Below are 13,624 nucleotides of genomic sequence, written 5' to 3' on the forward strand. Positions count from 1 at the left end.
GAAAATCTCCCGATAATGTGGTTGCTTGCCATTAACACAAGCCAGTATTCTTATTGCTGGCTGAACAAGCTCAATAATATTTGACCTGACGCCAGGAGTCTATCGGACTGTCCCATACGGCAACTGTTCCTGCGTTGCTCTGACTCCTGCATTCATGCAGCCGTTCGGTTGCGATAATTGATTTGAAAATTTCTTGTAATCGTCGCTGCGGACGCTAAAGCCGACAGGCTCCGAAAGACGACAATGAACCGATGAGTGTCAGATTTGATATTCGTGAACAGAATTGAGCATTATTGCGATCCCTGGTCTATTTTACGAGGGGTTTCAAACCCTTAAGGAAGTAGAATGATCAGCCACTCCATTTCTCAATTATCAAAAACAACAAGGCTATCAATAATCACCCATCTTACCAGGGCTAATCAGCTAGTCGCAGGTTCTCTTGGTGTTATCATGGCTTGCCCCTGTATGACATTGCTGGCAGCAAACCCTTTATTAACGCCGGTGGATGAAAGATTTTTTGTAGAAAAGGGAGCAAAAGAGTCTGACTTTCTATCCGACTTGATTAACCACAATACTCTTACGGGGAGATTTCCCTTAGTCACCCCAAATGATACCAATCTTATCTTTGCCATGAACACCGGGAATGAGCCAGACGTCAATGAGAGTCAGGTTCAGGAACAACCGCAGGGAGCTGAAGCACCGCAGATGCAGCCTTTGATCAACCTTTCGCTGCCACCAATGTCCCGTGAACAAATTGCAGAAATTATCCGCAAATTAAATTCAGGCCTCTCAGAAGACACTCTAACCACTCTGTTGAACAACATTCCGGAAATGCCCCCGGGTAATAATCTGACCATTGCAAGCATGATTGAGCAAGTCAAGGGTAGTCTTCAGATTGACCTTGATGAAAATCAGAATGCAATTATGAAAACTTTATCTTATATCTTGGGTACCCTGTCTCCTGTCGATCTTAACAATTCACAACAACAAAAGAGCTTCGCGTATTTGCTGGTGGCTTACTATGCAGCCATAAATTCAAGTGGAGCTTCCTCTCAAAGAGCCCATGTTTTTTTTACTTCATTCCTGCTTCACGCTGCTGAAGTAGCTGGACTATCCAGACTCCACTGGCATAAAGAGGTACTGCTAGGTAAACGTAAACCAATAGAAGATAAAAATCTTTTAAAAGAAAATGTTGCAAAATCATTTTCAGTCTTTTCTGGTCTTAAATCTTTTGAAATAGAACGCATTAAGCTTTTGCAACAATTGCAGAATCCCTTAGAGTCTGGACAACCCGATAATGCATCAGTCGATGGATTATTAAGAGACGCTGTCAAATTGCTAAACCGCGACATTGACAAGTGCGGAATACCGAAATATGAACGACAGCGAAGATCAGCTGAGCATATGCTGGAGCTAATACGAGCATATGGTGGCGTAAGACCTGAATTAGTGGCTTGGGGCAATCAGTACTTGAAGTTGATTGATGTCATAAGCCTGATGCTTGACCCTTTCGATCATATAAGGTTAATAGACCTAACTGCAGCTATTGATAACATAGAGGAATATTTCAGAGTATCAGGTAAAAAGACAACCTTTTATAACCATGAGCACATAACAAAGAATTTATTTAAAGAAATCAGGAAAGGAATAGTAGAAATAATGATTGACCTGGGGGATCTGGAACCTGAATCATTTCTAAAACTATTGGTACACATCAAAAATTATATATGCCAAGAATTACATGTAGCTTTTCCTGATAAAAATGATTATCTCGCCATACTGGCAACCCTCACTATAGGATTTAAGGCTCTGGTGGTGCAATCAATTGATTTATGGCAACTGCTTCCAGATACAACTATTGGCTTTATAGACTCTGAACAAGCTAACGAAGCCACGTATGACGAGGAAGTAAAGTTACAGAAAAAAGAACTGATAAAACGTCTGAATGACGAGGTAGCAAAGTTAGAGAAAAGAGTCCTGACGAAACGCATGGATTCATTGAATGAATTTTCGAAATGGCTCGATTATTTAATTGGTTGGAGTACGGAGGTTTCTGAATTCGATTACCAGAGTGAATCTGAAAGTAGTTACACTGATAGTAGTGATTCCAGCAGTTATTCTGACTGGGATTATTTTGAGCTGGATTGGGATTGATACAGCAGAAGGTGTAAATTCCACGCAGCAACTGCTCCTGCGCTGCTCTGGCTCCTGCATTTATACTGTCGTTCGGTTGCGATAAATTGGTCTGAAAATTTCTCGCAATCCTCGCTATGAGGTCGCCTGGACGGGGTCGCCTAGACGGGGTCGCCCAGACGGGGTCGCCCAGACGGACGCTTAATTCCGACAGCCTCCCAGAGAAGGCAATGCGCCGGTGAGTGTCAGATCTGATATTCGTGACAAGAATTGAGCATTATTGTGATCCTTGGTCTACTTTCCGAGGGTGCTTCAAACCTTTAAGGAAGTAGAATGATCAGCCACTCCATTTCTCAATTATCAAAAACAATAAGGCTATCAATATTCACCCATTGTACCAGGGCTAGTCAGCTAGTCGCCGGTTCCCTTGGTATTATCATGGCTTGCCCCTGTATGGCATTGCTGGCAGCAAACCCTTTATTAACGCCGGTGGATGAAGGATTTTTTGAAGGAAAGGGAACAAAAGAGTCCGACTTTCTATCCGATTTGATTAACCATAATGCTCTTACAGGGAGGTTTCCCTTAGTCACCCCAAATGATACCAATCTTATCTTTGCTATGAACACCGGGAATGAACAAGACGTCAATGAGATTGAGGTTCAGGAAGAACCACAGGGAGCTGAAGCAGCGCAGATGCAGCCTTTGATGAACCTTTCGCTGCCGCCAATGTCCCGTGAACAAATTGCAGAAATTATCCGCAAATTAAATTCAGGCCTCTCAGAAGACACTCTAACCACGCTGTTGAACAACATTCCGGAAATGCCCCCGGGTAATAATCTGACCATTGCAAGCATGATTGAGCAAGTCAAGGCTAGTCTTCACGTTGACCTTGATCAAAATCAGAATGCAATCATGGAGGCTCTATCTTATATCCAGGGTACTCTGTCTCCTGTCGATCTTAACAATTCGCAACAACAAGAGAACCTCGCGTATTTGCTGTTGGCTTACTATGCAGCCATAAATTCAAGCGGAGCTTCCTCTCAAAGGACCCATGTTTTTTTTACTTCACTCCTGCTTCACGCTGCTGAAATAGCTGGAATATCCAGACTTCACTGGCATAAAGATGAGCTTTTAGGTAAAAGTAAACCGATAAAAGATAAAAATGTTTTAAAAGAAAATGTTGCAGAATCGTCTTCAATCTTTTCCGGTCTGAAATCTTTTGAAACAGAACGTATGAAACTTTTGCAGCAATTGGAGGCTCCCTTAGAGTCTGGGCAATCCAATGATGTATTAGTCGATTCATTATTAAGGGACGCTGCCAAACTACTCAACAAGAACATTAATAGTCATAGAATAGCGATCTATAAGCGACAGCAAAGATCAGCTGATCATATGCTGGAGCTAATACAAGAGTATGGTAATGAAGAACCTGAATTAGTGGCCTGGGGTAATCAGTTCTTGAATCTGATTGATGTCATAAGTCTGATGCTTGACCCTTTCGATCATTCAAGGTGTTCATACGTAGAGACAGAAATTGATAATATAAAGAAATATTTCAGAGCATCAGGCAAAACGACAACCTTTTATAACTATGAGCGCAAAGAAAAGGAATTATTTAAAAGAATCGAGAATTGGATAACTCTAACATACAATGCTTTGGGAAATCTGGAACCTAAATTATTTCGAAAACTATTGGTACACATCAAATATTATATAAACCAACAATTACACAAAGTTTTTCCTGATCAAAATGATTATTGCGTCATACTGGAAATCCTCATTGTTGGATTTAAGGATCTGGTGTTTCAATCATTTGAATTATGGGAACTGCTTCCTGACACAACTATTGGCCTGCTTCCTTCTGACACATCTATTGGCTCTAATGACGCTGAACAAGCTAATGAAGCCATGGACGAGGCAGCAAAGTTACAGAGAAAAGAACTGAGAAAACGTCTACGTGACAAGGCAGCAAAGTTACAGAAAAGAGATCTGATAAAACGTCTATATTATTTGATGGCATTCACGAAGTGGCTCGATTATTTAAGGAAGATGCAAACAAGTCCTCAACCATGAGATACTATTTTTATTAAGTCGGGAGTCAACAGTCAGCAGCGTGCAGTCTTAAGAACAGATATCTGCTAAATGTTAACTCACCACTTCTGTTCTTAAGTAATCAGCCATACGGAATCGAATATTTCTGGCTTATTGGGCAGGTGCTCTGCAAGGCGCAACGACGGGAACATAGCAAGCTATGTGACCAGAGTTGCAACGCAGTCAGAGTGCCTGAACAATGAGTCAGAAAATATGATTTCGTATGGTTGAGTACTTATTTATGGTTGTTATTTTTACCCACTCTTACCGCCAGAACGTCACAGCCCGCACCATGCAGAATGCTGGTTGATGTTGAGCCGAGGATCAGGGCCAGACCGTGCCTGCCGTGGCTTCCAACAACGATCAGGTCAACGTCTGATTCGTCAGCGATGCGATGTACTTCTCTTTCCGGGCGGCCATAAACGACATGCTGTTCGCCCTTGTCCAGATTAATACTCTCTGCCAAACGCGAAATACGCTCTCTGGCCTGCTGGGTGATTTCATCCTGAAGGGTTGTGAGATCCAGTGGGATATCACTGCCATAAGCCACACTCAGTGGTTCAACCACATGCACCAGAGTCAGTCTCGCCTGGTAGGTTTCTGCAAGAGACTTTGCTTTATCCAGAACATCGTCTGCCTCGTCAGACAGATCAATAGCAACGAGTATATGGTTATATTGACTCATAGACTGTCTCTCTCTTCCCGGTGTTTTTCAGAGAAATGCAGCTCAATCCAGTTTCGTAGCCATTTTTGTCATCTGAGCCGGTGAGCTGCATCTCCGGATCATGGCTGTGCACTCTATACAGCTACATAAAGTTGCGATATGAAGTTGTGATATAAAGTTTCGTTTTGCTGCAGGCATCATAGACCAAACGCCTACATTGTATGGCTGTAGCTGGAGTTGTCCAAGTAAATTTGCAACGGTGATTTGTTCTGAATCAGTATTTTTGCGGATATATTGGTATTCATTTCCTTGACATTGATAAAGAATTCAAAGAAGGTAGGCTCAAAAATTCAAACGGTTGTATGAATTTCTGGCGAACACTGTCTGAGATGCATTCACCAGGAGTCTTACTGAGAATAATCTGCCATTTTTGTTAAAGGCACTATTCTCAGTCAGACTTCTGGCGCCATTTGTTCAGACGTCAGTTATCAGGGCAACCTTTTTCAATCCGTCCGGAGAGAGATAAATGATATATCAGGGGAAAGCGTTCAAGGTTCTGGCACTTGAAAGCGGCATCGCTGAGTTGAGATTTGACCTGGAAGGGGAGTCGGTGAACAAGTTCAACCGGCTTGCCATTGAGGATCTGAATGCTGCAGTCCAGGCCATCAAGTCGGACGGCACCATTAAGGGTGTCGTTCTTACCAGCGGCAAGGAAGGCGTTTTCATTGTCGGTGCTGATATCAAGGAGTTCACCTCCAACTTCCGTCAGGAAGACAGTGAACTGATGGAGATGGTCATGGGTGTAAACCAGGTCTTCAGCAGTTTTGAAGATCTGGATATGCCGACCGTTGCCGCCATCAATGGCAGCGCTCTGGGTGGTGGTTTTGAGATCTGCCTGTGTGCTGACTACCGTGTTCTGTCCAACAAAGGCGGTGTCGGTCTGCCTGAGGTTAAACTGGGCATCTACCCGGGATGGGGTGGGACTGTCCGTTTGCCACGTTTGATCGGTGTTGATAACGCTGTTGAGTGGATTGCTGCCGGTCGTGAGCAGAAGCCTGATGCGGCTCTGAAAGTAGGCGCTGTAGACGCAGTCGTTGAAACCGAGAAACTGGTGGATTCAGCAGTAGCTATCATCAAACGCTGCCTTGCAGGTGAGCTGGACTTCAATGCCCGTAAGGATGAGAAACGCGCACCTCTCAAGCTACCTTTGCTGGAATCCCTGATGGCTTTTGAAACAACCATGGCGGTTGTCAAGCAGCAGGCTGGTCCTCATATGCCAGCACCTGTGGCTTCTGTCAAAGCGATCAAAAAGCATGCCGAGCTGCCAAGAGACGAAGCCCTCAAAGTGGAGGCTGAAGGTTTCATCAAGTTGGCCAAGACACCTGTGTCTGATGTTCTGGTGGGTCTGTTCCTGAACGACCAGATGCTCAAGAAGAAGACCAAGGAGCTGACCAAACAGGCAGGAAAAGTTGAGAAGGCCGCTGTTCTGGGTGCCGGCATCATGGGTGGTGGTATTGCTTACCAGTCTGCTTACAAAGGCACTCCCATCCTGATGAAAGACATCGCTCAGGAAGGTCTGAACCTGGGGCTGACCGAGGCCAGCAAGCTGCTGTCCAAACGAGTGGCCCGTGGTCGTATGGACCCTCTGAAAATGGGTGAGGTTCTTAATCACATTGTTCCAACTCTGTCGTACAGTGAGTTTGGTGATGTTGATGTTGTTGTGGAAGCCGTTGTCGAGAACCTCAATGTTAAAAGAGCAGTCCTGGGCGAAGTAGAAAATCACGTCAGTGAGGACGCTGTTCTGGCCTCAAATACTTCAACCATTTCTATAACAGAACTGGCTAAAGATCTGAAAAGACCAGAAAAATTCTGTGGCATGCACTTCTTTAACCCGGTTCACGCAATGCCTCTGGTTGAAGTGATTCGTGGTGAGAAGACCAGCGAAGAAACGGTGGCAACGGTTGTTGCTTATGCCAAGAAGATGGGTAAGGTTCCCATCGTTGTAAATGACTGCCCGGGGTTCCTGGTTAACCGGGTGCTCTTCCCGTACTTTGGCGGTTTCGCTGCGCTGGTGAAAGACGGTGCCGACTTCCTGCAAGTCGATAAAGTCATGGAGAAATTCGGTTGGCCCATGGGTCCTGCTTACCTGCTTGACGTTGTAGGTATCGATACCGGCTCTCATGCGGAAAAAGTGATGGCTGAAGGTTTCCCTGATCGTATGTCCCGTGACTGGAAGAACGCTATTGATGTGATGTTCGAGAATGGGCGTTACGGACAAAAAACCAATGTCGGCTTCTACAAGTACGAGCAGGACAAGAAGGGTAAGCCCAAAAAGGTGGTTGACGAAACGGCTTATGAACTTCTCTCTGAAGTGGCTGGCGAAAGTCGTGAGTTTGAGACACAGGAAATTATTGATCGCATGATGATTCCGCTGTGTATGGAAACCGTTCGCACACTGGAAGACGGCATTGTTGATACGCCCGCCGAGGCTGACCTGGCTCTGCTCAACGGCATCGGCTTCCCGGTTTTCCGTGGCGGTGCCCTGAAGTACATCGATAGCATGGGTGTCGACAAGTTCGTTGAACTGGCTGATCAGTACGCTCACATCAGTCCTCTGTATCAGCCCACTGAAAAGCTGCGGGAAATGGCCCGTGAAGGCAAAACGTTTTACGGCGCGTAAACAGCCTTGAGCCACAGAAAAAGTGGTTAATCACGATCAACAGATTTAAGAGAGAATTGACTATGAGCCTTAATCCGAGAGACGCCGTAATCGTAGACTATGGCCGGACCCCTATGGGTCGCTCCAAGGGTGGCATGTACCGGAATGTTCGTGCCGATGACCTGTCTGCCAACCTTATCACCGGAGTTTTGAACCGTAATCCCGGTGTTAATCCTGAAGAAGTTGAAGACGTGATCTGGGGTTGTGTCAACCAGACTCTGGAGCAGGGTTGGAACGTCGCCCGTATGGCATCTTTGATGACTCCGATTCCTCATACTTCATCAGCCCAGACTGTCAGCCGTCTTTGTGGTTCTTCCATGAGTGCACTGCACACCGCTGCTCAGGCTATTCAAACCGGTAACGGTGATGTCTTTGTTGTAGGTGGTGTTGAGCACATGGGTCATGTGGGCATGATGCACGGAGTAGATCCTAACCCGCGCCTGTCCAAATACGCTGCCAAAGCTGCTGGTATGATGGGCCTGACTGCAGAAATGCTCGGTCTGATGCACGGCATTACCCGTGAAGCCCAGGATGAATTTGGTGTGAGATCTCACATGAGAGCCTGGGAAGCGACCAAAGCAGGTCACTTCAAAGATGAGATCATCCCTATGCAGGGGCATGATGATGATGGCAATCTGGCAGTTTTCACTGAAGATCAGACGATCCGTCCTGAAACCACACTCGAAGGACTGGCGCAGTTAAAGCCTGCCTTTAACCCGAAAGGGACAGTGACAGCTGGTACGTCTTCCCAGATTACCGATGGTGCTTCCTGCATGATCGTTATGTCTGCACAGCGTGCACAGGATCTGGGTCTTCAGCCAATGGCTGTAATTCGTTCCATGGCAGTTGCCGGTGTTGATCCGTCCATCATGGGTTACGGACCTGTGCCCAGCACCAAGAAAGCTCTGGAGCGTGCAGGGCTGACTATCGATGATATTGATCATGTTGAGTTGAATGAAGCCTTTGCTGCTCAGGCACTGCCTGTCCTGAAGGACCTGAATCTACTCGACAAGATGGATGAGAAGGTGAATCTGAACGGTGGCGCTATTGCCCTGGGTCACCCCTTCGGATGCTCCGGTGCCCGAATCTCCGGTACCCTGCTGAACGTAATGAAGCAGAACAACGGTACGATTGGTATAGCTACCATGTGTGTAGGTCTGGGTCAGGGTATTACTACGGTGTTTGAACGTCTGTAAGGCGTCGGCCTTTGCCAGGCAGGTACCTGTCTGGCTGACCCTGCCTGAAAGTACCCGCCCCGGAATTCTATTCCGGGGTCTTCCTCTATTATGTATTTTTATGCAGAAACTCCTCTTCGAAAATGAGTATCTTTTTCAATGTCTGCATAAACCGTTTTGTCGGTAAAACCCGACATTTTTTCCCGTCAATGATCGTCATGAAATCTGCCAGGCTTCACAGTAATTAAATAATCTTTTGATATTCAAGGAAATTATTGCTTATAACTGGCTGGATTAATCATTGAGGCTGTGAAACGATAAATAAGAGGGTCGTTCGAGAAAAATTCAGGATCATTGCAGGGTTTTCCTTGACCGATGTTTTTCTTGACCTTATATATTGAAACAATTTTCAATTCCCGACCTTTCTTGTTTTGGTCGCAGACAGCACTGAGTGTTTTATGATCTTTTTTCCAGGCTGGTCAGCATAACCGGAACAATGGAGCTGATTACAGGACGTGTAAGGTAGCATGGGTAAATCTTTAGTTATCGTCGAATCGCCGGCCAAGGCGAAGACAATAAACAAATATCTGGGCAAGGACTTTGTTGTTAAGTCCAGTGTTGGTCACATCCGTGATCTGCCCACCGCAGGTGGCTCCAAGAAGCCTGTGGACCCCAAAGCTCGGGCAAAGGCTGCTGCTGAGACACGTAAGCTATCTCCTGAGCAGAAAATCATCCACAAGAAGCGCAAAGCTAAAGAGCAACTGATTGAAAGAATGGGCATCAACCCTGAAAAAGGATGGCAGGCCCGTTACGAGATTCTGCCTGGCAAAGAGAAGGTGGTTGATGAGTTGCGTCGCCTGGCCGCATCGGCTGATACAATTTACCTCGCAACAGATTTGGACCGTGAAGGAGAGGCCATCGCATGGCATCTTCAGGAGGCCATTGGGGGGGAGCCTGGTCGTTATCGGCGGGTAGTCTTCAACGAAATTACCAGAAATGCCATTCAGGAAGCTTTCAAAGAGCCCGGCTCTCTCAATATTGACCGGGTTAATGCCCAGCAGGCAAGGCGGTTCCTCGACCGAGTAGTAGGTTATATGGTTTCCCCCCTGCTCTGGGCAAAAATTGCCCGTGGCCTGTCAGCAGGGCGGGTACAGTCAGTAGCGGTCAAGTTGATTGTTGAGCGGGAGCGTGAAGTCAGAAGCTTTATCCCGGAAGAGTACTGGGAAGTGTATGCCGACCTGGCTACGGAAAATGGAGAAGTTATTCGTTTTCAGGTGGCCAAAGAAGCCGGGGATGCCTTCAGACCTGCCAGTGAGGCTGCCACCGGGGTTGTTCTTGAAAAGCTGAGGCAGGCTGATTACAAGCTGACCGTACGTGAAGACAAACCAACCCGAAGTCGTCCTTCTGCACCCTTTATTACCTCAACACTGCAGCAGGCGGCCAGTACCCGTCTGGGTTTCAGTGTCAAGAAGACCATGATGATGGCCCAACGCCTTTATGAAGCGGGTCACATTACTTACATGCGTACTGACTCGACCAATCTGAGCCAGGAAGCGGTGGAGCGTGCCCGGGAGTTTATTGATGGTACGTTCGGCCCAAGGTATCTGCCTGAAAAGCCAAACCGGTATTCCAGTAAAGAAGGCGCTCAGGAGGCGCACGAAGCAATACGTCCTTCCTCAGTGACTGCTGAGCCAGGCTCTATTTCCGGTCTTGAGAAAGATGCAGAGCGACTCTATGAACTGATCTGGAGACAGTTTGTTGCCTGTCAGATGACGCCTGCGGAATACCTCAGTACGTCCCTGACAGTTCGGGTGCACGATTGTGATCTCAAGGCGAGGGGCAGAACCCTCAAGTTTGATGGTTATACCCGGGTTATGGCGGCCATAGCCAAGAAGGGCGAAGACATCATTCTGCCGGCTCTGGAAAAAGGTGATCCGCTGGATCTGAAAAAACTGGACCCGAAACAGCTGTTTACAAAACCGCCAGCTCGCTTCAGTGAAGCGGCTCTGGTAAAGGAGCTGGAGAAGCGTGGAATAGGCAGGCCCTCGACTTACGCTTCCATTATTTCGACTATCCAGGATCGCGGTTATGTTTCCCTGAAAAATCGGCGTTTCTATGCCGAGAAAATGGGCGATATTGTCACAGACCGGCTGGTTGAGAATTTCCATGATCTTATGGATTACAACTTTACCGCCAAGATGGAGTCCAATCTGGATGTAGTGGCTGAAGGTGGTGAGAACTGGAAAAACCTGCTGGACAGTTTCTACAGTGATTTCAGCAGCAAGCTGGAGCAGGCTGAAGACGACAGCGCCGGTATGCGATCCAATGACCCTTCTCCTACCGATATCAAATGTCCTGATTGCGGCAGGGATATGATGATTCGCACGGCCAGTACGGGGGTATTCCTGGGCTGTTCCGGTTACTCGCTTCCACCCAAGGAACGCTGCAAATGTACCATTAATCTGGTGCCTGGCGAAGAAGTTGAAGATGCTGACGATGAGAATGCAGAAGTTAACGCTTTGCGGGCCATGCATCGTTGTCCCAAGTGTTCTACGGCGATGGAAAGCTACCTGATTGATGAGCAGCGTAAGCTTCACGTCTGTGGTAATAACCCGGACTGCTCAGGCTATGAGGTGGAAAAAGGTCAGTTCAAACTCAAGGGTTATGACGGTCCCGTGCTAGAGTGTGACAAGTGCGGTTCTGAGATGCAGCTCAAATCCGGACGCTTTGGCAAATACTTTGGTTGCACCAACAGCGAGTGTAAAAACACCCGCAAGCTGTTGAAAAGCGGGGAGGCGGCTCCCCCAAAAATGGATCCGGTACCCATGCCTGAGCTCAAATGTCTGAAAGTGGATGATCATTATATTCTCAGAGATGGTGCCTCAGGCCTTTTTCTGGCGGCCAGTCAGTTCCCGAAGAACCGTGAGACCCGTGCTCCTCTGGTGAGTGAACTGATCCCGCATCAGGCGGCTATTGATCCAAAGTATCATTATCTTCTGGATGCACCGAGACAGGATGCTGATGGTAATCCCGCAATCATTCGCTACAGTCGCAAAACCAGGACTCAGTATGTTATGAGTGAGTCTGAAGGTAAGGCGACAGGGTGGAGTGCTACCTTCCAGGAAGGCAGGTGGGAAGAAAAAGTCACCAAAAAGCGCAAAAAATCCTGATCTGGCCTCGTCACAAACAAGACCTTCACCGAGATCCGTGGAGGTCTTTCTATTTTTGAGAAAGATTATGTCTGAGCAGTGGCGTTCCCATACCAACAAAAAGTTACACTATGCCCGTTTACAGCTGGATGCCTGGGAAAGGGCAGAAGCTTTTGAGCAGGAGGCTTTTCGAGAGGCATTTCTGATGCATGCCAGTCAAGCCTATTCCTCGATGCTGGCGGAGATACTGTCTCCCTACGGTAAGCAGCTGACCCGGTTGCTGTCTCTGGAAGATGCTTGCAGATTGATGGATAAGCAACCGGCAGAAGTGTCTGAACTCGAGCAGTTAAAGCAACTGGAGTCATCGGACAGTTGGCTGGCAGCTTTACTTAAAGCTTATGACGATATTTCAAATATTAAAGATAATATACAATCATATCCAAGCAGTAGCGATCTGATTATGATCGCTTCGGATACTAGTGAAGTCACCAAAGGTATTAAGACGCCAGAAAGTGCCAAGAGTATTCTTGCCTCCCTCAAGGAGTTGGTAGGGCACTTCAGAAATTTCAATCTTGAATGGTGATTGGATTTTTTACCCGCCTTGGCTGTCGGGTTAGCCATTAAAAAACACACCTTCATTAAGTAGAATTATTATTAGACTGCCAGAGAACGTTTATAAAAACTCAACAAACGATGTTGTCATTGCAGATGATGTTGTCATTGCAGATGATGTTGTCATTGGAGGTGGTGTTGTCATTGCAGAGGATGCACAAACTTCTATACCGCATTCATCAGCATTAACTTCAGCGTTGTATTCGTAGCTGGTAATATTATTATTACAGTTTATTTCTACATTAATAGGTTGCCCTTTAATTATACATTCTGCTAATGGCTGAATCTTAAAAAAACATCATATGTTGACTCATTAAAACTCACAACAGTTAACGATGTATTTGTTGAAGCCTGGAGGGAAAAATTTTGAGGAGCAAGAGTAAAGTTAAAGTAGAAATTTGGAGTTTGTTTAATGTAGATATTTTTTTCCGGGAAGCTACATTGATGTGTTATACCGCAAAGAGATTGGTTTTGTGCAATATTACTAATATTTGGCTGTAGGTTCAATTGAAATTCTGCCCCCACAGAACCAACTAAACCTACTTCCCTCCATTGACCGTGTATCACTACACCTTCGTGTGAAATAGTTGCATCACCGAAGAGTCCTATAGGTGACTTCCAACAGCCTGAGAGGTCACAAAGGATACCGCTCACAAATGTTTCAACATATGAAATGTTATAACCGGTTTCATAAAAATACACTTGTCCGACTGCATGGAAGTTTGCTAAAGAAGAACCGTCTCTCTCAGATATTGTTGTGTTTGCTGAAAAGGTATTATCGTCGTTTAACTTATCTATTTTCAGGGTTCGCAAATATGTGTCTCTGAGGTTTTCACTTATCGAATAACCCTTCCAAAAGCCTAACTGACCATAAGAACTAGATGAAATAAGAGTCAAACATACCAGCAATGAGCATATGTAGCATTTCATTTTTATGCACCAAGACACTAAAGTAAGACGTGGTATAGCAGGCAATACTTATTTTAGCCACATAACGCTGGGTCCAGCTGCTGTGCCGACCGCAGTCAGCTGGAGCCACATGTTAGGCTCGTTCTTTATTCTTGCAGATGTTTTCTTTGTA

General features: G+C 46.1%; 8 protein-coding genes. 6 read left to right on the forward strand and 2 right to left on the reverse strand.

Features of this window, described 5'->3' with window-relative positions:
- The first annotated feature begins 345 nt into the window (after nucleotides 1-345).
- On the forward strand, nucleotides 346-2,154 hold the full coding sequence (locus tag P6910_RS12025; protein ID WP_317146479.1) for a hypothetical protein: 1,809 nt from the start codon (nucleotides 346-348) through the stop codon (nucleotides 2,152-2,154).
- Nucleotides 2,155-2,466: 312 nt separating this feature from the next.
- Nucleotides 2,467-4,206 carry a hypothetical protein gene (locus P6910_RS12030; RefSeq protein WP_317146480.1) on the forward strand — a complete coding sequence of 580 codons (1,740 nt, stop codon included), beginning with the start codon at nucleotides 2,467-2,469 and terminating at the stop codon, nucleotides 4,204-4,206.
- 253 nt (nucleotides 4,207-4,459) lie between these two features.
- Here P6910_RS12030 and P6910_RS12035 read toward each other — a convergent pair whose 3' ends face one another.
- Nucleotides 4,460-4,909 (reverse strand): universal stress protein, encoded by a 450-nt coding sequence (locus P6910_RS12035; RefSeq protein WP_317146481.1) that lies wholly within the window; start codon nucleotides 4,907-4,909, stop codon nucleotides 4,460-4,462.
- Nucleotides 4,910-5,414: 505 nt separating this feature from the next.
- Here P6910_RS12035 and fadB point away from each other — a divergent pair.
- From fadB to P6910_RS12055, 4 genes are all read left to right on the forward strand, one after another.
- Entirely contained in the window at nucleotides 5,415-7,568 is a 2,154-nt protein-coding gene (gene fadB, locus P6910_RS12040) for a fatty acid oxidation complex subunit alpha FadB (RefSeq protein ID WP_317146482.1), read from the forward strand.
- A gap of 62 nt (nucleotides 7,569-7,630) precedes the next feature.
- The gene (fadA, locus tag P6910_RS12045; RefSeq protein WP_317146483.1) at nucleotides 7,631-8,803 is read left to right on the forward strand and encodes an acetyl-CoA C-acyltransferase FadA; all 1,173 of its coding nucleotides are present in this window, start codon (nucleotides 7,631-7,633) and stop codon (nucleotides 8,801-8,803) included.
- Between the two features lie 506 nt (nucleotides 8,804-9,309).
- A complete protein-coding gene (gene topA, locus P6910_RS12050) occupies nucleotides 9,310-11,952 on the forward strand; it encodes a type I DNA topoisomerase (RefSeq protein ID WP_317146484.1) in 2,643 nt (880 codons plus the stop codon).
- 55 nt (nucleotides 11,953-12,007) lie between these two features.
- Nucleotides 12,008-12,514 (forward strand): DUF6586 family protein, encoded by a 507-nt coding sequence (locus P6910_RS12055; protein WP_317146485.1) that lies wholly within the window; start codon nucleotides 12,008-12,010, stop codon nucleotides 12,512-12,514.
- A 302-nt stretch (nucleotides 12,515-12,816) separates the two neighbouring features.
- Here P6910_RS12055 and P6910_RS12060 read toward each other — a convergent pair whose 3' ends face one another.
- Entirely contained in the window at nucleotides 12,817-13,440 is a 624-nt protein-coding gene (locus tag P6910_RS12060; protein WP_317146486.1) for a hypothetical protein, read from the reverse strand.
- Between the last annotated feature and the right edge of the window lie 184 nt (nucleotides 13,441-13,624).

Source organism: Endozoicomonas sp. 8E, from assembly GCF_032883915.1.
Lineage (GTDB): Bacteria > Pseudomonadota > Gammaproteobacteria > Pseudomonadales > Endozoicomonadaceae > Endozoicomonas_A.

Excerpts from the sequence above, each read along its gene's own strand:
- P6910_RS12025 (WP_317146479.1), top strand. The coding sequence starts at position 346 with ATGATCAGCCACTCCATTTCTCAATTATCAAAAACAACAAGGCTATCA.
- P6910_RS12030 (WP_317146480.1), top strand. The coding sequence starts at position 2,467 with ATGATCAGCCACTCCATTTCTCAATTATCAAAAACAATAAGGCTATCA.
- P6910_RS12035 (WP_317146481.1), bottom strand. The coding sequence starts at position 4,909 with ATGAGTCAATATAACCATATACTCGTTGCTATTGATCTGTCTGACGAG.
- fadB (WP_317146482.1), top strand. The coding sequence starts at position 5,415 with ATGATATATCAGGGGAAAGCGTTCAAGGTTCTGGCACTTGAAAGCGGC.
- fadA (WP_317146483.1), top strand. The coding sequence starts at position 7,631 with ATGAGCCTTAATCCGAGAGACGCCGTAATCGTAGACTATGGCCGGACC.
- topA (WP_317146484.1), top strand. The coding sequence starts at position 9,310 with ATGGGTAAATCTTTAGTTATCGTCGAATCGCCGGCCAAGGCGAAGACA.